19 protein-coding genes are annotated in these 19,692 nt (G+C 69.5%); 14 read left to right on the top strand and 5 right to left on the bottom strand.

The genetic code is table 11. The annotated features are described in order from the left end of the window. The first annotated feature begins 40 nt into the window (after positions 1–40). From GNX95_RS18355 to GNX95_RS18335, 5 genes are read left to right on the top strand one after another with little or no spacing between them, the layout of a single operon-like run. Positions 41–1,750: an ABC transporter ATP-binding protein gene (locus GNX95_RS18355; RefSeq protein WP_222853737.1), complete on the top strand. Its 1,710-nt coding sequence runs from the start codon at positions 41–43 to the stop codon at positions 1,748–1,750. After that, on the top strand, positions 1,747–3,489 hold the full coding sequence (locus GNX95_RS18350) for an ABC transporter ATP-binding protein (RefSeq protein WP_163508630.1): 1,743 nt from the start codon (positions 1,747–1,749) through the stop codon (positions 3,487–3,489). The genes GNX95_RS18355 and GNX95_RS18350 overlap by 4 nt, the downstream gene beginning before the upstream one ends. Before the next feature lie 37 nt (positions 3,490–3,526). Next, positions 3,527–4,348: a hypothetical protein gene (locus tag GNX95_RS18345; protein WP_163508629.1), complete on the top strand. Its 822-nt coding sequence runs from the start codon at positions 3,527–3,529 to the stop codon at positions 4,346–4,348. Continuing rightward, positions 4,345–4,818, top strand: coding sequence for a DcrB/PsbP domain-containing protein (locus GNX95_RS18340; protein WP_163508628.1), 474 nt, complete (start codon positions 4,345–4,347; stop codon positions 4,816–4,818). The genes GNX95_RS18345 and GNX95_RS18340 overlap by 4 nt, the downstream gene beginning before the upstream one ends. Next, complete coding sequence (locus tag GNX95_RS18335) at positions 4,818–5,564, top strand: hypothetical protein (RefSeq protein ID WP_163508627.1); 747 nt, start codon at positions 4,818–4,820, stop codon at positions 5,562–5,564. The genes GNX95_RS18340 and GNX95_RS18335 overlap by 1 nt, the downstream gene beginning before the upstream one ends. 154 nt (positions 5,565–5,718) lie before the next feature. On the opposite strand, the gene GNX95_RS18330 is transcribed toward GNX95_RS18335, so the two are convergent. Beyond that, positions 5,719–6,138 carry a MarR family winged helix-turn-helix transcriptional regulator gene (locus GNX95_RS18330; protein WP_163508626.1) on the bottom strand — a complete coding sequence of 140 codons (420 nt, stop codon included), beginning with the start codon at positions 6,136–6,138 and terminating at the stop codon, positions 5,719–5,721. Beyond that, positions 6,135–6,518: an SRPBCC family protein gene (locus tag GNX95_RS18325; protein WP_163508625.1), complete on the bottom strand. Its 384-nt coding sequence runs from the start codon at positions 6,516–6,518 to the stop codon at positions 6,135–6,137. The genes GNX95_RS18330 and GNX95_RS18325 overlap by 4 nt, the downstream gene beginning before the upstream one ends. 112 nt (positions 6,519–6,630) lie before the next feature. Between GNX95_RS18325 and GNX95_RS18320 the strand changes: the two genes are divergently transcribed. After that, the gene (locus GNX95_RS18320) at positions 6,631–7,077 is read left to right on the top strand and encodes a nuclear transport factor 2 family protein (protein WP_163508624.1); all 447 of its coding nucleotides are present in this window, start codon (positions 6,631–6,633) and stop codon (positions 7,075–7,077) included. A 108-nt stretch (positions 7,078–7,185) separates the two neighbouring features. Next, positions 7,186–7,806, top strand: coding sequence for a hypothetical protein (locus GNX95_RS18315; protein ID WP_163508623.1), 621 nt, complete (start codon positions 7,186–7,188; stop codon positions 7,804–7,806). A 27-nt stretch (positions 7,807–7,833) separates the two neighbouring features. Here the strand turns inward: GNX95_RS18315 and GNX95_RS18310 are convergent, their stop codons facing one another. After that, a complete protein-coding gene (locus GNX95_RS18310) occupies positions 7,834–12,198 on the bottom strand; it encodes a type IV secretory system conjugative DNA transfer family protein (RefSeq protein WP_163508622.1) in 4,365 nt (1,454 codons plus the stop codon). 140 nt (positions 12,199–12,338) lie between these two features. Here GNX95_RS18310 and GNX95_RS18305 point away from each other — a divergent pair, with 140 nt between their 5' ends. The 7 genes from GNX95_RS18305 (at position 12,339) to GNX95_RS18275 (ending at position 16,140) form a co-directional block, all read left to right on the top strand. Continuing rightward, positions 12,339–12,950 carry a hypothetical protein gene (locus tag GNX95_RS18305; RefSeq protein ID WP_163508621.1) on the top strand — a complete coding sequence of 204 codons (612 nt, stop codon included), beginning with the start codon at positions 12,339–12,341 and terminating at the stop codon, positions 12,948–12,950. Continuing rightward, positions 12,947–13,813, top strand: a complete 867-nt coding sequence (locus tag GNX95_RS18300) for a hypothetical protein (protein ID WP_163508620.1) — start codon at positions 12,947–12,949, stop codon at positions 13,811–13,813. Before GNX95_RS18305 ends, GNX95_RS18300 begins: the two co-directional genes overlap by 4 nt. Before the next feature lie 98 nt (positions 13,814–13,911). After that, entirely contained in the window at positions 13,912–14,049 is a 138-nt protein-coding gene (locus tag GNX95_RS18295; protein ID WP_163508619.1) for a hypothetical protein, read from the top strand. 115 nt (positions 14,050–14,164) lie between these two features. Beyond that, on the top strand, positions 14,165–14,413 hold the full coding sequence (locus GNX95_RS18290; RefSeq protein ID WP_163508618.1) for a WhiB family transcriptional regulator: 249 nt from the start codon (positions 14,165–14,167) through the stop codon (positions 14,411–14,413). A 70-nt stretch (positions 14,414–14,483) separates the two neighbouring features. After that, positions 14,484–14,972, top strand: a complete 489-nt coding sequence (locus GNX95_RS18285) for an HNH endonuclease (protein ID WP_246281669.1) — start codon at positions 14,484–14,486, stop codon at positions 14,970–14,972. Between the two features lie 84 nt (positions 14,973–15,056). Then, entirely contained in the window at positions 15,057–15,380 is a 324-nt protein-coding gene (locus GNX95_RS18280) for a hypothetical protein (protein ID WP_163508617.1), read from the top strand. Between the two features lie 388 nt (positions 15,381–15,768). Further along, positions 15,769–16,140, top strand: coding sequence for a DUF4190 domain-containing protein (locus tag GNX95_RS18275; RefSeq protein WP_163508616.1), 372 nt, complete (start codon positions 15,769–15,771; stop codon positions 16,138–16,140). Between the two features lie 246 nt (positions 16,141–16,386). On the opposite strand, the gene GNX95_RS18270 is transcribed toward GNX95_RS18275, so the two are convergent. Together GNX95_RS18270 and GNX95_RS18265 are read right to left on the bottom strand one after the other, a co-directional pair. Continuing rightward, positions 16,387–17,982, bottom strand: a complete 1,596-nt coding sequence (locus tag GNX95_RS18270; RefSeq protein WP_163508615.1) for an MFS transporter — start codon at positions 17,980–17,982, stop codon at positions 16,387–16,389. A gap of 116 nt (positions 17,983–18,098) precedes the next feature. After that, positions 18,099–19,691, bottom strand: a complete 1,593-nt coding sequence (locus GNX95_RS18265; protein ID WP_163508614.1) for a peptidoglycan DD-metalloendopeptidase family protein — start codon at positions 19,689–19,691, stop codon at positions 18,099–18,101. Position 19,692 lies beyond the last annotated feature (1 nt).

The following is a 19,692-nucleotide window of genomic DNA, read 5'->3' as shown; positions in this document are numbered from 1 at the left end:
CGTTCGGAGGCCGGCGCGATCGGACGTAGCGTATGAACGCGTGCGCACCTTCCCCCACGCCGACGCCGGCCGGCCGCCGCTGAGCTCGCCGGCGGTTTTTCTGTTGTGGATGTGGCGCAAACAGGCGGCGATCTCGGCCGGCGGGATGACCTGGGGTGTGCTCTGGATGGCGTCGGCGGCGGCGATGCCGCTGGCGCTCGGCAAGGCGATCGACACCGGCCTTGCCGCGCACGATCCGGCCGCGCTGGCGTTCTGGGTCGGCCTGCTGGCGGTGAGCGGGGTGATCCAGACGGCGACCGGCACGATGCGGCACCGGTTCGCGGTGTCCAGCTGGCTGTCCGCCGCCTACCGGGTCGAGCAGCTGGTCGTCGAGCACGCGGCACGGCTCGGTGCGGTGCTGCCGAGGCGGATCTCCACCGGTGAGGTGGTGGCCGTCACCGCCTCCGACATGGAACACATCGGCGACGCGTACGAGGTGTCCAACCGGACGGCCGGCGCGGTGCTGGTCTTCGCCGGGGTCGCCGCGCTGATGATCGTCACCACGCCGGTGCTGGGCATCGTGGTGGTCGTCGGCACGCCCATCCTGATGCTCATCGTCGGCCCGATGATGCGGCCACTGGAGCGCCGGCAGGCCGAACAGCGCAAACTTTTCGGCGAAACAACGACAATCGCCTCCGACACGGTGACGGGCCTGCGGATCCTGCGCGGCATCGGCGGCGAGGATTTGGTCGTACGCAACTACAAAACGGCCTCGCAGAAGGTGCGACAGGCCGGCGTACGGGTGGCCAGGGTCGCGTCGATGATGGAAGCGGCGCAGATCCTGCTGCCGGGACTTTTCGCCATCATGATCGCCTGGCTCGGCGCGCGGCTCGCGCTCGACCGCCAGATCAGCGCCGGCCAACTGGTCAGCGCGTACGCGTATGCCGCCTTCCTGGTCCTGCCGCTGCGCACTTTCGCGGAAATGGCAGAGGTTCTCACCAAGGCGGTGGTCGCGGCCAAGCGGATCATCGCGGTGCTGCGGCTGGATCGCGACATCGTCTCGCCGGCGGATCCGTTGCCGATGCCGGATCCGGCGACCGCGACGCTCGCGGATGCCTTGTCCGGAGCGGAATTCAAGCCGGGGCTGCGCACCGCGGTGGTGTGCGAGCGGCGCGCCGACGCGGACGCGTTGGCCGAGCGGCTGGCGCGTTACGTCGACGCCGACGTACGTTTCGGCGGCGTGCCGCTGGCCGAGCTGGAGCTTGCCGCCGTACGCGCCGCGATCCTGCTCGCCGATCCGCATCCGCACATGTTTTCCGGTCCACTGGCCGAAGAACTCGACCCGACCGGCCAGGCGAGCCGCGCCGCCATCGAGGCGGCTGTCGGCGTCGCCGACGCCGAGGACGTGGTCGAGGCACTGCCGGACGGCCTGGACACCGAGGTCATCGAGCAGGGCCGGTTTTTCTCCGGCGGGCAGCGGCAGCGGCTGGTGCTGGCGCGGTCGCTGGTCGCCGACCCTGACGTGCTGATCCTCCTGGAGCCGACCAGCGCGGTCGACGCGCACACCGAAAGCCGGATCGCCGGCCGGCTGACGGCGGCGCGCGCCGGCCGTACGACCATCGTCTTCAGCACGAGTCCGCTGCTGGCCGGCGCCGCCGACGAGGTGGTTTTCCTGCCGGATGGCGGAAAAACCTCCGCGACCGGCAACCATCACGCGCTGTTGCGGCAAAACTCCGCCTATCGCGCGGTCGTCACCCGAGGGACCTCATGAGCCACATCCTGCCGGTCGCGTCCACTGTGGACACTCGGCGGTACGCGGCCGGACTGTTTCGCCGCCATCCGCGGGCGATCGCCGGCATGCTGGCCCTGCACGCCCTGGCCGCGATCGCCGGGCTGGCCGGGCCACGGCTGCTCGGCGCGCTGGTCGACGGTGTCAGCACCGGCATCACGCAGATCGGCATCGACCTCATCGCGCTGCTGGGTGCCGCGTTTCTGCTGACGCAGACCGCACTCGTCCGCTTCGCGACCTATTTTTCCTCGTCACTGGGGGAAAAGGTGTTGGCGGAGCTGCGAGAGGAGTTCGTCGAGCGGGTCACCGAGCTGCCACTGTCCACTGTGGAGAAAGCCGGCTCCGGTGACCTGCTGACCCGCGCGACCACCGATGTCGGGTCGCTCAACCGAGTGATCCGGTGGGGTGTGCCCGAGGTGATGGTCGCGGCCGTGACGACGGTCCTCACCGTGGCGGCCGCCGCGTTGGCCGGCTGGCACATTCTGTTGCCGTGCCTGTTGGTGCTGCCGCTGCTGTCGGTCTCCACGCGGTGGTATCTGAAGCGCGCTCCGTCGGCATATCTCAAAGAACGCGAGCTCTACGCCAGGCTTCTGGCCGGAGTCCACGAAACCGTCGACGGCGCGCGTACGGTCGAGGAGCTGCGGCTCGACCGCCGGCGGATCCGCCGCTCCGAGAAGGACATCCGAAACGCTTTCGACATCGAGAAATACACGCTCGGCCTGCGCACCCGCTTCTATCCGGCGGTCGAGCTCACCTTCCTCGCGCCGGTCGTCATCGCACTGGCCTGGGGCGGTTGGCTGTACGCGCGGGGCCTGGCCAGCCTCGGCGCGGTGACCGCGGTGACGTTGTACGTGATCGCGCTGGCCGACCCGCTCGACCGGCTGATCTCCTGGCTCGACGAGGTGCAGGTCGGTGCGGCTTCGCTGGCGCGGCTGGTCGGCGTCGCACAGTCGCGCGCGCCGCGAGCCGTCGGCGGTCCCGAGCCAACCAACGAGCGGATCCGGCTCTCCGCCGTACATTTCGCGTACGACTCCGGCCGTGACGTGTTGCACGGCGTCGATCTCGACCTGCGGCCCGGCGAACGGCTCGCCGTGGTCGGTCCGAGCGGCGCCGGCAAGTCCACCATCGGCCGGCTGCTGGCCGGCATCGCACGACCGCGCTCCGGCGAGGTGACCGTCGGCGGCGTACCGATCGCCGACCTGCCACCGGACCGGCTGCGCGCACACGTCGCGTTGGTGACGCAGGAACATCACGTGTTCGTCGGTACGGTCGCGGACAACCTACGGCTGGCCGCGCCGGAGGCGACCGACGACGAGCTGCGGAGTGCCCTGCGCGCCGTCGACGCCGACACCTGGGTCGACGCACTGCCAGACGGCATCCGGACGACGGTCGGCTCCGGTGAGCAGACGCTGGAGCCCGGACAGGCGCAGCAGCTCGCGCTGGCGCGGCTGGTGCTCGCCGACCCGCACACGCTGGTGCTGGACGAGGCGACGTCGCTGATGGACCCGACCGCGGCGCGGCACCTGGAACAGTCGCTGGCTGCGGTCATGCGCGGCCGCACGGTCGTCGCCATCGCGCACCGGCTGCAGACCGCGCACGACGCCGACCGGGTCGCGGTCGTGGAGGACGGCCGGATCAGCGAGATCGGCAGCCACCGGGAGTTGATCGCCGCCGGCGGCTCGTACGCGGCCCTCTGGCGTTCCTGGCAGGACGCTGAGTAGAGCGGTCCGGTTTGTACGCCGCTGGTTCAATGGCGGCATGGCCGGTTTCTGGATCGCACTGGCCGGTGTGGCGCTGCTCGCGTACACCGGCTGGTGCTGGGCCGGCCGCTCAACGCGCGCGCGTCGGTGGAGCCGGCGGACCAGCTGGGACTCGATGATCCTCGGCCTGTTCCCCGGTCTCGGCCTGGTGCTGTTCGCCAGCGGCGTGGCCGCGATGCTGCCGGAGCCGGCCGTCGGCTTCGCCGCGCCACTCATCCTGGTCGCCTTCGCGGTGTTCGGGATGGGGATGATCTATCTGGTCTTCAAGCCGCGGTGGTGGGGGCCGCGCTGGTATCGGCGGATGCCGGCGTCGCGGCGGCACTCGGATCTGGACGACCCGGTCACCGCCGTACGTGCGAGCCTGGTCGGCGGACGCGGCGTCGACAGCCAGCAGGCGGCCCGGCGCGCGGTGACCGAACGGTTCGGCGCCAAGGCGCAGGCGGTCGCCGCGTACGACGGTGGATACGTGCGCGACCCGGACCGCGCCGAGCGTGACCACGCGCTGGCCAGGCGCGGCACGGTGTCCGGCCGGGTCGAGGTCTTCGCTGAAGGTGTCGTGTTCGCCGCCGATCGTACGGAGGACAGCCTGCGCGAGGATCCGACCGTGCTGGTGTTGCCGTCGGCGGCCGTCACCGGCGTACGCGTCGTGCCGGCACGCGCTGGAGCTGACGGCCGGCCACGGCGCGGTGTGCTCCATCGCTCGCCGTTTCGCCGGCTGGTGATCGACACGGCCGCGGACAGCTATGTTTTCGAGGTGGCGTTCGGAAAGGCGAACCAGGCCGCCACCACCATCCAGTCGACGATGAGGCTTGCGCGGTGACCGAGACGCTGGTGACCTATCACCATCCGACCAACGAGTTTTCCTTGAAACTTCCGGAAAACTGGGACCTGGTGGAGGATCCGCAGCCAGGTGTGGCGCTGGTGGCGCTGGAGCCGGACCGCGACGGCGTCTTCCGCTGCAACCTGGTGGTCAGCGTCGACGTGGTGCCGGAGGGCCTCGACCTCGGTGGTTGGCAGGCCGGCGCCGAGACGATGATGCGCGAGGCGATGCCGGACTTCCTGCTGATCGACCTGGACGAGGTGGAGATCGGCGGCCGGCCGGCGATGTATCGGCTGGCGCACCACCTGGTGCCCGACCAGGGCGCGGTGACGATGGCTCAGTGGATGTTTCTGCGCTCCGGGCGCGGGTTCACGCTGACCGGGTCGGTCGGCACGATGGAGTACGCGTACCGCGCCGACTTCTTCACCGATGTCGCGACCAGCGTTCGCTTCGACGGGGAGGACGACTGATGCCGGTGCTGTTCGACGCCACCTCTGGGCGGCTGCGGCTGGACGCGGGCTCTTTCGACGTGCTGTCCGGCTGGGTGACCGGTCACGACACCACGCCGGCGGCGCTGGAGCCGCTGCGCGCGGCCGGCGTGATCGTACGCGGCCGGCCACACGAGCTGCTGATGCCTGGCCTGGTCGCGGTCGGCGAGCCGCTGTGCACCGTCGAGATCACCATCGAGGACGCCGGCCGGAACGTGGAGTCGGGTCGCGGCTGGGTCTGCGACGACGCCGCCGCGCTGCTGCTCGACCTGCCGGACGAGCTGCACGAGTTCGTGACCGTACATCCGACGTTCCTGCCGGCCGCGCTGGCTCGCGTCGTGCGGCTCGGTCCGCGGCCGCGGACCGCGACCATGCCGCTGCAGGTCCGCAACACGCTGCTGGACGAGCTGCTGTCGGCGGACGAGTCGGTCCGCGCGACGGCCGTCGACGCGCTGATCGCCGAGACCCCAGAGGGCGAACGCGAGCTCACCGCCGAGGCCGCGCGGGCGCTGGGCTCCGGGCTGAGCCACCGCTGGCGCGTACGGATCGAGTGGACCGCGCCGGACGGCTCGCCAGGCGGTCGCGGCATCCGCGTACTCGACACCGCCGCCGGCCTGTGGATCACCGAACCGACCGTCGGCGTCTCGGTCGTCTGGCCGACCACACCGAGCGCGGTCTGGCGCACGCTGATCTCACTGATGCCAACCGAGGCCGACATCCCGTCCTGATCCGGGACGCACGCATGGCCACCATGCGTGCGTCCGGCGGTGGTCCGCGGCGATACTGTCGGCCCCGAAGCGAAGAATTGATTTCGGGGGGCCTCCAGGGGCCCCGGGGGAACGAGGTCCCCTGAATTTATTCTTCCAGCAGCCACCGACAGTTTCAGCGAGCAAGCGTCGTCAGCAGGTCGAGTGCGTCCTTGGCGCGTACGCCTCGGAAGAACTCGGCGTCGACCTGCTCGACGACCGCGATCGCCCGCGGTGCGAGCTCGGCTCCGCGCGGGGTGACCCGCAGCCGCTTGGCGCGCGTGTCGGCGGGGTCGATCTCGCGCTCCACCAGGCCCTTGTCGACCAGCGTACGGACGACCTGCGAGGTCATCTTCGGATCCGTGCCCGCCTGCGTCGCCACCGCCAGCTGGTTGGGATGCTCACCGCTCTCGTTGAGCCACCACGTGCAGGCCAGCAGCACGAACTGGACATGCGTCAGACCGAGCGGGGCCAGCGCGGCGACCACCTGGCGCTGCCAGCGCAGCGTGACGTGCCAGAGCAGGAAACCAGGGCTCTCACCCGGCTTGAGCGTCATCCGTTCTCCGCGAGCTTCACCAGTGCCGCCATCGTCTGTGGCCAGTCGGCGGTGATCTGCGGCCCCACCTGCGCACCGGCCGGTCCGCTGATCTCCATCCGATACGTGACCCTGCCGTCGCCGATCCGGTGCATCGTGCGGATCACCATCCCGTCGACGCGCGCCTCGTCGACGAAGCGGTCGTTCTCGACCACCTCGGCGAGGGTGAGCCGGATGCCGGGCGGCGTCATGACGATCTCGGTGCCTTCGGCGAACGGTCCGTGGATCTCGACCGCCTCGATCTCCGCGTTCCAGTCACCCCAGTGCGCCACGTCGGCCCACAGCCGCCAGATCGCCGCCGGCTGCGCGGTCGTCTCGACACTGTGCTCGTACGTCCACATCGCGTCCTCCATATAACCTCTACATAGATTATCTGTGCATAGGTTATCTGCCTTTACGGTCCAGGGAAAGTCTGTCTATAATCTCCGTACAACGTACAGAGATTGGGGACACGTGGCAGAGCTTCCAGAACAGGTCACCGACAGCGCGGCTTTCACACCGTCGGCGGAGGACATCGCGAGCGTCGAGGCGTGGTTTGCCGACTACGACAAGATGGCCGCGCGTGGCGACGCGGCGGCCAGCGCCGACGTGGCGATGTTTCCCCTGAACGTGGTCAGCGACGGGCCGTCCGGCAACGGATCGGCCGCCCAGTGGGACCGCGAGACATACCTGGCCACGATGTCGCAGGTCATCGCCGGCGGCACGACGATGGACTCGACCCGCGAGCCGATCTTCCTCACCGGCAACCTGGTCGTCGTCATCACCAACGCCACCTTCACCACCGGCGACCAGGTCCAGCGCGTGCGCTATGCCGACGTACTCGTCCGGCGCGACGGCCGCTGGCTGTTCCAGACGATGATCCAGGGTGGCTGGGGTGACTACCTGGGGACGTCACAGTGAGCGATCAGCGCGCCACGATCTCGTTGGCATAAGGCGGACTTTGTTCGTACGACCGTCGGCCGCGTCGGCTACCATCCGTGAAGATCGCCGGCTGCAGGAGGGAGTGCGATGACCGGCCCCGACGGCGACGCGTCCGACGGCGTGGAGCAGGTTGCCGCACCCCCCGAGGTCAGCGTCAACGGCCTGGTGCTCGACCCCGACGCGCTGCCGCCGATGGACCTGCGTTCCGGCTATCAGGCGCTGATCAACACCATCGAGGTGCAGCAGGAGGTCATCGACCAGCTGCTGCAACGCGTCGACGAGCTGGAGGAAAAGCGCGCCAACCGACCCGACGCGCCCAAGTCGGTCGACTGGGCCACCCTGACCGGTCCGGAACGCGGCACGGCCTGGCGCAAGCTCGTCCGGTTCGTCGAAGGCCTGGTCTATCGCTACAGCCTCCAGCGCGAGATCCTGCCGTGCTGGTGGCAGCACGGCGACGCGGTCGAGGAGCTGACCGCGCTCTTCTCGGCACGCGAGATCGCCTACGACGCGTCGGCCGATGCCGGCCAGCCGGTGCTCTGGCACGACATGCTGGAACGTACGCGCAGCCGGGTCGCCGGTGCGCTGTCGTCGTGCCGCGACGGTCACGTGCCGCATGCGATGACGCACTGGATGCCTGACGACGTACGCCAGCAGCTCAACGCCGCCATCAACCGCGAAGGTGCCGTCCAGGCCGAGCAGCAGGGGTGACGCGCTGACGCCACCCCTGTCCGCCGGTCAGCCCTCCGGGTCGACCCGGTAGGGCTTGGACTCCTCCACCGGCAGCACCTGATACGGCGCCGGTTCGGCCGGCTCGACGCGGTACGGCGCCGGCTGCGCCGCCGGCTCGACCCGGTATGGCGCGACCGGCTGCTGGTCGACCCGCGCCGGCGGTGCCGGCACCGCCGGCTCACCCGGATATCCGCCCGCCGGGTTCTGCGGCGCCGGTCCGCGCTGTACGCGCGACGGCAGCTGGCTGGCCGGTCCCCACTCGGCGCTCGGCGCGCCCGCCGGACGCGACGGTGTCGCGACGACTCGCGACGGCAGGCCGGACGGTGGTGGTGGCTCCGGGGTCTGCGCCGGCTCGGCTCCCCAGCCGGGGATCGTCGGCGGCTCACCCCAGTGCGCCGGTGGCGTGGCCTCGGCCGGCCACTCGTACGCGTCCGCCGCCGGCTCCGGCGACTCGTCGGCCTGGTCGGCGGGCCACGACGTGCGGCTCGCCGGCGGTGGACCCCAGCCAGGCGCGACACCAGGCGTGCGGTCAGCTGGCTGACCGGTCGTACGCGTCGCCGGCCGGCCGTACGGCGGCAGCGACGCCGGCGGACCGAACGGCGGCGCGGACGCCGGCTGCGCGGCCGGCTCAGCGACCGGAGGCTGTTCAGACGGTGCCGGAGCGGGCACCGCGCCGGGCTGAGCGACCGGAGACTGAGCGACCGGAGACTGACCGGCCGGCTGCTGCGTCGGAGCCGTAGCGCCGCCAGGCTCGCCGGCCGCAGGCTGATCGACCGGCGGCTGCGACACCGGAGTCGAGGCGACCGCGGGCTGACCGATCGCAGGCTGACCGATCGGAGGCTGACCCGCCGGCGGCTGCGACACCGGAGCCGTAGAGGCGCCAGGCTGGCTGGCCGGAGGCTGGGCGATCGGCTGCTGCGGTGCGGCAGGAGGGGGCGCGTCCGCCGCCTCCGCGGTTGGCTGCACAGGCGGCGGAGGTGTGGCCGGCGGTTCGGCTGTCGGCCGCTGCGCGGGCGGCGGTTCGGCGGCCGGCGGATGACCGGCCGCCGGCTGAGCGGCTGCCGGTTCCGGAGTCGTCGGACGTACGCCGAACGGTGGAGCCGCAGACGCGACCGGCGGAGCCGACGCCGGCCGTACCGGCGGCGGGACGGCGGCCTGCCGTCCCATCACCGGCTGGCCGACATACGGCGAGGCTGGCGGTGTCGACGCCGGTCGCGCCGGAAACGGCGGCGCGGACGCAGGAGAGGCGACCGGCGGAGCTACGGACGCCGGAGGAGCTGCCGACGCGGGAGGCACGGATGCCGGCCCCGCGGACTGAGGGGGTGCTGGCTGCGCGGCAGCTGGCGCCGGCCGAGGAATCTGCTGGGTCTCGGCCGCCGGCGGCACCGGCGCCTCGTCACGGGCCGACCCGACCGGTCCCCACTGCGGCGCCGGCTGCTCCGCCGAACGCGGCGGAAGCTCGGTGGTAGCCGCCTCCGGAGACTGCTGCGCTCCGGACTCGACCGGGATGACCGGCGTGAACAACGGAGCCGGCTGGCCTGGCGGCGGCGCCGGCGGCTCGTGCGTCTCCGGTGGCGACGGCTGGTTCAGCGGACCGGCCAGCGGCGGAGCCGGCGTGGCGACCGGCGGCTCCGGCTGGACGACCGGCGGCGCTGGCTGAGCGACCGGCGGCTGAGCAATCGGAGGTTGAGCGACCGGAGGTGGAACCCGCCGGGCCGGTCGGTCGGCAGGCAGCTGGCCGAACGGTGGTGCGACCGGCGCAGGCGGCTCTGCGACCGGCGGCGTGGCTGGCGGCGCGGCAGGCTGCGCCGACACCGGCCGCGCATACGGCGGACTCGACGCAGGCTCAGATGGCGTGACCGACGACGGCTGCGCATACGGCGGAGCCGATGCCGGCTGAGGCGATGCCGGCTGAGGCACTGCCGACTCAGGCGGAGCGGACGCCTGCTGCGCCGGCTCATACGGCGTTCCGGACGCCGACCGCGCGGACGGCGGGCTCGACGCCGGCCGACCCGATTCATAAGGCATCCCCGACACCGGCTGCGCCGATGGCGAAGCCGACACCGGCCGCGGCGGCGCGGACGCCTGCTGAGCTGGGTCATACGGCGCGCCGGACGCCGACCTCGCGTACGGCGGGCTCGACGCCGGCTCAGGCTCCGCCGGCTGGGCCGACACCGGCGCCGAGTCCGCGGGACGCTGCGCCGATCGCGGCATCCGCCACTCGGTGGTCGAGTCGATGCCGCGATATGCCGGAGCCGCCGTCTCCGGCGCCGCACTCGACTGGCCGTACGGCAGCCGCGTCGTCTCGCGCTCGTGGATCGGCACCTCGGCTTCGGCAGCCGCGGACGGCTCCGAGGGCTCAGGCCCCGGGATCTGCGGCACGTCGGTCCACGACGGCAACTGCGCCGGCTCGTCCGACGGTGCCGCGCCCTGCGGTCCGCCGTACGCCGGAATGCCGCCGAGCGCAGGCCGATAGCCGCGATGCTCCACACCGGCCGGCCGCTTCGACTCGGGCCGCGGACCGGCCGGCGGCAGACCCGGCTTCGGCTTGGCCGCGGGCAGCAACATCGTCGGCCGTTCCGGCTCGGCGAGCATCGCGCTCACCCGCTGCTGACCGGCCTTGATCGCCTCGGCGTCCGCGCGCTTCCACCACGGCGTCAACCGGATCTCCACCGGCCGCGCCGACCGCGCGACGACGACCGCGCGACCAAACTCCAGGGTGCGGAGCTCGTCGACGGTGAGTACGCGCCGCGCCTGCTGCGACACCGACACCGACCGGCCGTCGTTGCCGCGCGTCCTGGTCTTCTGCTTCTCGTCGACCTCACCGATCAGCCGCGAGATGTCGTCGAGATCGTTGACGTGACCCGACCCACCCATCACGACGCGGACCGCGGCGGTGTCCCACATGACCGCCGCCTCGTCGTCGCTCCAGCGCGACCTGGCCTGCGCCAGCGACTGCAGATACACGTGCAGGGCGATGGAAAAACCGCCGGAGTCACCCATGTAGCCGGGCAGGTTGGGCATCGGCGCGATGTGCGCGGCCTCGTTGAGCTCGACGGTCAGCGGCGGGTCGAGCCGGCTGTTCGGCATCCGGGTGGCGATCGCACGCGCCTGGTCGAAGATGTCCTCCATCAGCGCGGTCACCAACGGCGCCACGCTGCCGGCCTTCTTTTCCTTGCCCAGCACGTACAACGTGTTGCGGCCGTTGAGAAACGCCTGCACGTCGAAGGATTCGTCCGGTCCCGGCGAACACGACGCGAGCACCGACGGGTCGGCGAAGCAGTCCAGCGCACGGCGTACGCCGTTCCACATGTTTCCGCGCGACTCCGAGTCCGCCGCGGCGGCCTGCTCGAGCTCACCGGCCCATCCCGGCGCCGCGATGCCCTGCTGTTCGCCCCAGCGCAGAATGTTCGCCGGTTCCGGATTGGTCGGCTGGGTCGACCACCGTACGACATCGGCCATCGTGCGGTTTGCCAGCGCGGCGGCGTGCAGATAGCAGCGCAGGATCGAGGTCGCCACGCCGGTCCAGTAGCTCGCGTTGGTCACGCCTTCGCTGACACCGGCGCCAGCGACGAAAGCCGACGCGCGGGACAGCGCGCGCAGCGGCTCCTCACAACCGCGCACCGGCGACCAACGCAACCGGTTTGGCCAGGACGTCATGTTGTTGGGGTCGAAAACCCAGACCTGGCCGACCCGCTCACGCATGGAAACGGTGGCCCCGAACGCGTCGGCGCGCGTCGAGGTCATCAGCACCGGCCCCGGAGCGTCGATCGTGTAGGGAATGCAGAAATGCACGTCCTTGCCCTGCCGCGGCGGCGCGACGATCAGGAAGACGTCCTCGACGGACCCGTACAACTGCTTGTTGGACCGGATGTCCTTCCCGATCGCGAAACCGACGTCACCCGGACGGGCCTTCGGCATCGACGGGCGTACGGACGGAGCCTTCTTCTGTACGGCGGACGCGGAGAGCAACCGGTCGATCTCACCCGGCGAGGCGAAGCCGAGCCGCAGCCGGCGGCTCTTGCGGCGCCGGCGAAACCGGAACACCATCCGGACGATCAGCAGGATGACCGCGATGACGACGACCAGCTGTACGGCGAACAACACGTAGAGCAAGCCCGCGGGTCCCACGCCGGCTCTGGCCTTGACCGGCCACGCCTGCGCCGGGTCCGCCAGTGTGCTCCAGATCCGGATCAGCACGCCGGGCACGTCGCCCGGCGTCGACGCCGGAAACCGGCCGTGCGCCACCAGGCCGGCGAGCTGTCCGGAGTCCCAGATCAGGAATCCGAACAGCCAGGCCAGCATGGCCAACACGGTCAGCCCGGCGAAGGCCCAGACCAGCCGCTCCTCGCTCTTGTCGTCCAGTGCCACGTTTCGCCTTCCCGCATGGTTCGCCCCGCGCTGCTCAGGGTACCGGCCATCCTCCACAGACTGCTTTGTTCGGGCCCGACCCGTGCATACCCGCTGATACCGTGGATATGGTCAGGTGCTTGTCCGGACTGGGAGGTCGGGTGACCGCGATCGTCGTGCCGGTCGGCTTCGGTAACGGGCCCCGGTTCGCGATCGGCAGCGGACCCGAGCCGGAGTTCTACGAGGTGCTGCGCGCCGACCAGTCGATCGCGCTGCCACACGACGCTTACCAGGTGTGGTTGACCGCGCACGCCGACATCGAGTCGCACGCCAACCTCACGTTCACCCGTGAGCGGCTGGTCGAGCTGGCCGAGCCGTCGGTCGGCGACGGCACCACCGAGCTGGTCGAGCGGCTGCTGAGCAGCCGCGTACTGGCCGAGTACGAGCCGGGCGCCGAGTCGGCGCTGCATTTTCTGCGTACGCACCGGCTTTTCCCGACCGCCGAAGGCCTCGGCAACACCGCCGAGGAGCCGGAGACCTTCCGTATCGGCAAAAACGGCGAGGTGCTGCTGGAGGTCGTGCCGGACGTTTACACGTTCTGGTGCGGTTCGTACAACTCCTCGTCGATCTGGGACGACATCGTCAAGTACGACCTCGGCCTGATGTCCGGCTCCGAGGAGGCGCCGCTGACGCTGGAAGAACTGGCGCAGATGTTCTCCGCCGCGGTGCCGATGATCGTCGCGGCCCGGTGCGGTTTCCTGGAGCCACTGTGACGGTGCCGTTCGAGGAGCAGAGCCGGCACCGGCGGCATGCCGCGGCCGCCGCACCGCTGTGGAAACGAATCGGCGAGAAGGTGATGGCCTCGCCGCGCGGGCTGCGCGAATACGTCAGGGCATTGCCGGCCGGCCTGCGCACCGAAAGCGTGCACGGCGTTTTCGTCCACATCGTCGGCGAACCGCACGGCATCGCGTACGCCGAACAGGCCACCACGGTCACCGGATGGGCCGCGACCCAGGGAGTCGACTTGCGGGAGACCTTCGACGAGATCGCCGGCTCCGCCACCGCGCCAGGCGTCTCGTCGGCATGGCCGGCCGGCTTCCAACAGCGTCCTGTGTCGGCGACGAGGCCCGCCGCGGCCGAGCCGGAACCCGACGCGTTCTCCGGACACATTGCCGTGCTGCAACAGACAATCCAGCAGCAAAACGAAATCATCGCGCGCCAGGACGCGACGCTGCAAAACTACCAGCGGATCATCAACGACCAGGCCCTGGTCATCGACCGGCAGGCCGAGCAGCTCAAGCGCAACGAGGAGCTGATCCTGCGGATGGACCAGCGGCTGAGCGCGCAGGACGACCTGCTCGCGCGCGCGGTCGGCCTGAAAAACCCGGAAAAAACCGCCCCACGCCCGACCTCCCGGGTCGGCCGGCACGCACGGCCGGACGCCGATGTCGAGGAAGAACTGCCAAACCTTCCGCTGTCGGAAGAGGAGTCACAACGTACGGCCGCGGTCAACGCGCGCGCTCAACGCACATTGGCGGCCGTACGCGCACGGAAATTCGGTGCGCCACTGCAGCGAAACGGCTCCGACGCTCAGCGTCGGGTCGTCGCCCGTCATCCCGTACAGCGGTCGTTCTGATCTTGGCTGTGGAAAAGTCTGTTGTCGGTTGGCGCGGTCGCGGTACAGTTGGTTTCGGCCTCGGTTGGGGCCGACCTTCGACTAAGGACTGATCACTCGTGACCGCGTACGCGAAACCGACGGAGCGCTATCGGCGCCATGTCGTCGTGCTCGGTCACCTGGCCTGCCAGGGACCGTTGTCGTCCAGCCACAAGGACAACCCGACGATCACCCGGACGCGCCTGTCCACGAGCTAGGTTTTCTGGCTCGCGCCAGCCGCTCCGGACCGACCGGAGCGGCTTTTTTGTTGCTCCGCACCAAAACCCGCCGGACGTCCGGCGATTCAGTGCTGCCTTGAAGGAGGTGACCGGCATGACACCGATCCAGGAGCTGCGTGACCCGCGCCACGACCGCCACCGCGCGTGCCGCGATCACCCGGACCCGGAGATTTTCGACCCGATTTCTCCGTCGCAGTTCGCCGAGGCCATCACGGTCTGCGCGAGCTGTCCGATCGTGGATTCCTGCGGGGAGTGGGCTCTGTGCCACCGCGAGTGGGGAGTGTGGGGCGGCCTGCTGTTCGAGGACGGCCAGCTCACCGAGCCAAAACGAAGCGCTGCCTGAAAAAGAACGGCCGGCGCCGGACAAAGACAGCTTCCGGCGCCGGCGCGGACGGCCAGAAAGGAGGGACACCGTGCACACCACTCTCGTGCTCAACACCACGTACGAGCCGCTGACCGTCGTATCGACCCGGCGCGCGATCGTCCTGGTGTTGGCCGAAAAAGCGGAAATAGTCGAGTCCGGCGGCGAACTGCGCAGCGCGCGGTGTTCCGTACGGCTGCCGAGGGTGGTCCGGCTGACGCGCTTCGTCCGGGTACCTTTTCGCGGCACCGCGCCATTCTCCCGTCGGGCCGTGCTCCAGCGCGACCGGCACCGTTGCGCGTACTGCGGCGGCAAGGCCACCACCATCGACCACGTCCTCCCCCGCTCCCGCGGCGGCCGCGACACCTTCACCAACTGCGTGGCCGCCTGCGAGTCCTGCAACGCTCGCAAGGGAAACCGGCTGCTGAAGGAGCTCGGCTGGACCCTGCCGCACACGCCGGTCGCACCCCGCGTCACCGGCTGGCTGGTCATCGGCCTCATCGCCGCCGACCCGACCTGGGAACCATACCTGGCCAACTAACGGCGGTAGGTCTTCCTCGAGACCCCCGAGGAAGACCTACCGAAGGCGCTGTGCGACATCAGCGCCAAGCCCTACGACCCGTGCGTGAAATACCCAATTCCTGTCGTTCGACATGTCGTCGTCGCCTCCACGCCGAAAAACGCCGGTCTATCTGGAACTGACAGCCCAGGGAAAACGCAACGGTACGACATTCGCGCCGCCGCGCGTGTCGCGGCTCCGGAGTTCGCCCCGCTCCACCGGTCCAAGAACTACGTGGTGATAAACAAAACTGTCAGCTCATCGGGTACGACGCCGTTCAAGGTCGACGTGGCGCAGACCGCACTGACGCCATTCGACCCGGAAAAGAAATACGCGCCGCCTGGTATGCTCTGGCTGAGCGTGAACCTCGTCAACCCGGGTGTGGAGTGACGTGCTGGGACCACATTTCGCCGCCGACGCGTTCACGATTACGCCGGCAGGCGTCCAACCGATCAACGCCACACCGATCTACAACGCACTCGGCATGCTCCCCGATCGCGTGCTGGTGCCGGTCAGCCCCGCAACCACGACCGCCACGCTCACCTGTCGTTGGACGGCGACTTTGGGCCTCTCAAACCTGCCTACGCGCGCATCCGCACCGGTGACCGTCCAGTTCTCCCTGCCCGCGAATTAGTTGCATCCGTCTGCCTGACGCCTCGCCAACGAGAAGCATCAGGCAGGCCGCGCGTACCGCGCCACGGTCCGCCAAGCCGGATCACGACGATGGACCCCTGCTGCTAACCTGTGGCCGGCAGGTGGCAGGAGAGGGAGCAACTCGATGACCAACCCGTACAACCCGAACCCGTACGGCGGACAGCCATATCCACCGCCATACCCGGTGGCGCCACCGACCAGCGGCCTCGCCATCGCCTCGCTGATCGTCTCGCTGGGCTCCCTCATTGTCTGTGGTTGTCCGGTATCCATCGTCGGAGCCGTGCTCGGCCACGTCGCCGTGAAGCAGATCCGCGAGAGCAACAACACCGTCGGTGGCGACGGGATGGCCAAGGCCGGCATCATCATCGGCTGGATCATCACCGGCATCGCGGCCGCTTGGTGGGCTTTCTGGGTCGTCCTGTATCTCTTCTTCGGTGTCGCGTTCCTGGGAATTGGCGCTGCTGGTGTGGCGGGATCCAGCGGAAGCAGCAACTAACCGGCCATCGTGAAAAGCGTGAAGGCTATCCATCCATCGCGATGGCCGTGCCGCGCTAGTGGTGTGTTTCTGAAATCGGATGCCGGGTCCGGTGATCCAGAAGGCGGCTGGGCGTGCCGGGAAAGCGCCCTCATACCGCGGGCGTATCCGGGCGCCTTCCCGGTGCGTCCAGGCGGCTTCTGGGCGCCGGAACCAGCGAGCCATTTCGGAAACACACCACTAGTGTCCCGAGTCTGACTCGGGACACTAGTGGTTGGCGCGCAGGCTGTTCACGCGTACGGGCTGGATGAGCGCCGGGTCGGGGTCGCGCTGTGCGTCATTCGCGCGTTCCCACTCGGTCTTGGACACGATCCAGACCACCTCGTCACCGACGGACAACGTCGTGTCCAGCGCTCCATCCGGGATGTCCATCAGAACGACGACGCCGGTCATGCAGACCCAGCCGTCCCAGGAGCCGGAGTCGTCGGTCCACGACACCTCGACACCCGGCGCATAGTCACCCTGTTGCCGGCCGGCCGCCTGGGGACGTACGTCCGCACCGGTCGACGACGATGACAGCACGTCGGCGACCTCCTCGAGGACGCTGTCGTCCAGCGACTCGGCCGGCTTCACTCGCCTGGCGTTGGACTTCCGCACGTCGACGTGACTCGGCACGTGTCCCTTCCCACCGGACCGGTGCAACAAACCACGCGCGCGATGCACGATCGTCGCGACCTGTCCGGTGGTGTAGACCGCATCGCCGTAATAAAGCCGGTCGACCAGCAGGTGAGGATCCAGGAGCGTCAACTGCATGACGCCGTCCTCGGATTTCAGCGCGGTGGAAATCGGAATGATCCCCGGGTAGTCAGGCGGGAAGGTCGCTCCGACCATCGAGGCGAGCGGCGTCACCTCCACCCGCAGCGCCTCGGAGATCGCGTAAGCGGTGCCTGCGAGTTCGTACAACAGCTTGTCGATGCTCCGGCCTTCGACCGACACCCGATTCCGCGTCTGAACGTTCACCCGCAGGCGACCGAGTGCGTCGACGGCGAAGACCGTGTAGACCCCGGTCGGCGCCACGACGAGCGCGTCCACCGGCATCGCCGCGCCGAAGTCCGCTGGCGCCTCGAGATGGTAGATGACCTGCATGTCCTTGCTGACGCCGCGAAGGCGCTCGAACGTCTCTCGCTGCGCGTCCGATGCACCTTCGAGGATGCGGTTCTGGTACGCCTGACCGCGCAGCCGATCGACCACCTGCAAAAGAGCGCCCGACCGCCAGTAGAGATAGGCCGCGGTGACCACGACAGCCAACCCGAGCGCGTAGTTGGGGACGACGAGAGTGCCGACCCCGATCGCCAGCAACGTGATCAGCCAACAGGTGAGGATGGTCAACCAGGGATGGTTCGCGCGTGTCAGTACGGCGACGAGCCAAACCGCGATTCCGAGCACCACGATCGTTGACGTGCCAGCGGTGAAGCGAGCCAGTGCGCTCCCGCCGTCACCACGCAGCGAAGCCAGTGCGGACATCGCGGGCGCGGTCAGCACCCACCAGAGGATCGCCAGCGCCGTACCCACAGCACTGCGATGCACTGTCCATCCGACATACGCCGCCCCGAGCGCGAACGCAATCAGCAGGGCGGTCCCAAGCGCCTGCCGATTATTGAGCAGTGCAAGGCCGGTCAGCACGCCAACAACGATCAGCGCGATCGAGTACGCACGCCGATAGTCCCTGCGCGGCCGTGGGCTCGGGGCCTGGATGTCAGCAGGCGCCGGTTCCAGGGCTGCCCTGACCAGCCACCGCCACACACCTGCCGCGTCGGGTCGGGTCGGCAGCAGCCCGCGTACCCACTCCTTCAGGCGTGCCACCTTCATGCTCCGTCAGCCTTCACCATCGCGCTAACAGAGGGAAGATGCTAAACCACCGCAAATCGACGGCACCGATCAACGCTCTCTGTCCTGCCACGCTGTCCCCCCTCGCCGCGTTACGCACCCGGGTTGTAACGCACGGCCCCTACGTACTCCGAACTGCTGAACACCCGGTCGCTGATCCGGACCTTGAGCCCACGGTCTGGCGCTTCGACCATCTTCCCACCCCCGATGTAGACACCGACATGGTGCATGAATCCGGGTGGATCGCCTGGCGTGTGGAAGAACACCAGGTCACCGGGCTGCTCCTGCCCCCGGGGCACCTTGGTCCCGGCGGCATACTGCAACGAAGCACGATGCTCCAGTGTGACACCAACCTGGGCCCAGGCATAGAGAGCGAGCCCGCTGCAGTCGAAACCAGGCTGGCCCGGACCGCTTCCGTCGCCAAGCGTCGGCCCCTTCGCGTCACCGCCGACCCAGACGTACGGCGTGCCGATCCACCGCAGGGCCGCATCAGCGACCTTCTGCCCATTCACGCTGCCGCCGGCCGCGATCTGTCCGCTGGCGAGCCCGATGCAGGAGGTGTCGGCGGCGTTGCCTCCTGGCCCGGAAATCGGCGGAGCACCGATCGCTTTCAGCACCAGGTTGACCGCTGCCAACTCCCACTTCGCGTAGTAGTCGGGGAAGGCGCTGATCTGGACCTTCTGCGCCACTGTCGTCAACGGCAGGCTCTGCCAGCCGGGAATCTTCAACATCTTCCGGTAGAAGAGCCCGGCCGCGCCGGCCGGGTCCATCCGTACGCTCTCCGGCCCCCAACTCGAGCGTTGCTGGAACAAGCCGCGAGAATCCGGGCCGGCCGCGTCGCCGTAGTTGATGTTGTGCAGGCTGGACTCCTGGATCGCCGTCGCGACCGCGATCACCCAACCGCGCGGCGGTACGTTCATGCCTTTGCCGACGCCCACGATCGTGGTGACGTTGTCCATCTGGTCTTTGGTCGGGGTCAGGCTGTTCTGGTGTCCGGACGGTGGCGCCGGCATCAGCTGAGCCGCGGTGGCCGTGTCAGCGGCCGCGGCGGAGGTCACCGGTGCGGCTTGGGTGGACTCGTTCGCCACGTTGGCCGCGTTGCTGTCGATCCACGGGATGGGGTCGACCGCCGTACCACCGGTCAGACGGCCGCCCACCCAGACCTCGAAGTGCAGGTGCGGTCCGGTGGCCTGACCGTTGGAACCGACGTTCGCGATGTGCTGGCCGGCGGTCACCGCGTCACCGACGTGGACGAGTACGCCGTCGGCGTACATGTGGCCGTACACGGTCGAGATCTTCTTGCCGGCGATGTTGTGGTCGATGACGATCCAGTCCCCGAAGCCACTTGCCGGCCCAGCGGCGACGACGGTGCCAGGCGCCGCCGCGTAGATCGGCGTCCCGACCGGCGCGGCGAAGTCCTGGCCTCGGTGGCCTTCCTGGGCGCCGGTGACCGGGTTCGTACGAGGGCCGAACGGGCTGGTCTTCTGTCCGGCACCCTTCAACGGGTCCAGCAACTTGCCGACGCTCACGATCGACTGGCCACCGGTCCCGTCGGTGACTCCGCATCCGGACTGGAAGACCGACGAGAAAAAGCTTGATCCGACGACGGCCGTCATCGTCGACGCGGCCATCAGCGCGGCCATCACCGATCCGACGGCGATGACGACGAGCCCGGATCGCTGCATC

The sequence above is a fragment of the Fodinicola acaciae genome (assembly GCF_010993745.1).
In the GTDB taxonomy this organism is placed as follows: domain Bacteria; phylum Actinomycetota; class Actinomycetes; order Mycobacteriales; family HKI-0501; genus Fodinicola; species Fodinicola acaciae.
Note: the sequence above shows the minus strand (reverse complement) of the source record. Positions and strands in the feature narration are given on the sequence as shown.

Coding starts and splice junctions, on each gene's coding strand:
- GNX95_RS18325 (WP_163508625.1), bottom strand. CDS start 6,518: ATGTGGACGTACGAGCACAGTGTCGAGACGACCGCGCAGCCGGCGGCG.
- GNX95_RS18265 (WP_163508614.1), bottom strand. CDS start 19,691: ATGCAGCGATCCGGGCTCGTCGTCATCGCCGTCGGATCGGTGATGGCC.
- GNX95_RS18350 (WP_163508630.1), top strand. CDS start 1,747: ATGAGCCACATCCTGCCGGTCGCGTCCACTGTGGACACTCGGCGGTAC.
- GNX95_RS18345 (WP_163508629.1), top strand. CDS start 3,527: ATGGCCGGTTTCTGGATCGCACTGGCCGGTGTGGCGCTGCTCGCGTAC.
- GNX95_RS18330 (WP_163508626.1), bottom strand. CDS start 6,138: ATGACGCTCAAGCCGGGTGAGAGCCCTGGTTTCCTGCTCTGGCACGTC.
- GNX95_RS18315 (WP_163508623.1), top strand. CDS start 7,186: ATGACCGGCCCCGACGGCGACGCGTCCGACGGCGTGGAGCAGGTTGCC.
- GNX95_RS18290 (WP_163508618.1), top strand. CDS start 14,165: ATGACACCGATCCAGGAGCTGCGTGACCCGCGCCACGACCGCCACCGC.
- GNX95_RS18335 (WP_163508627.1), top strand. CDS start 4,818: ATGCCGGTGCTGTTCGACGCCACCTCTGGGCGGCTGCGGCTGGACGCG.
- GNX95_RS18275 (WP_163508616.1), top strand. CDS start 15,769: ATGACCAACCCGTACAACCCGAACCCGTACGGCGGACAGCCATATCCA.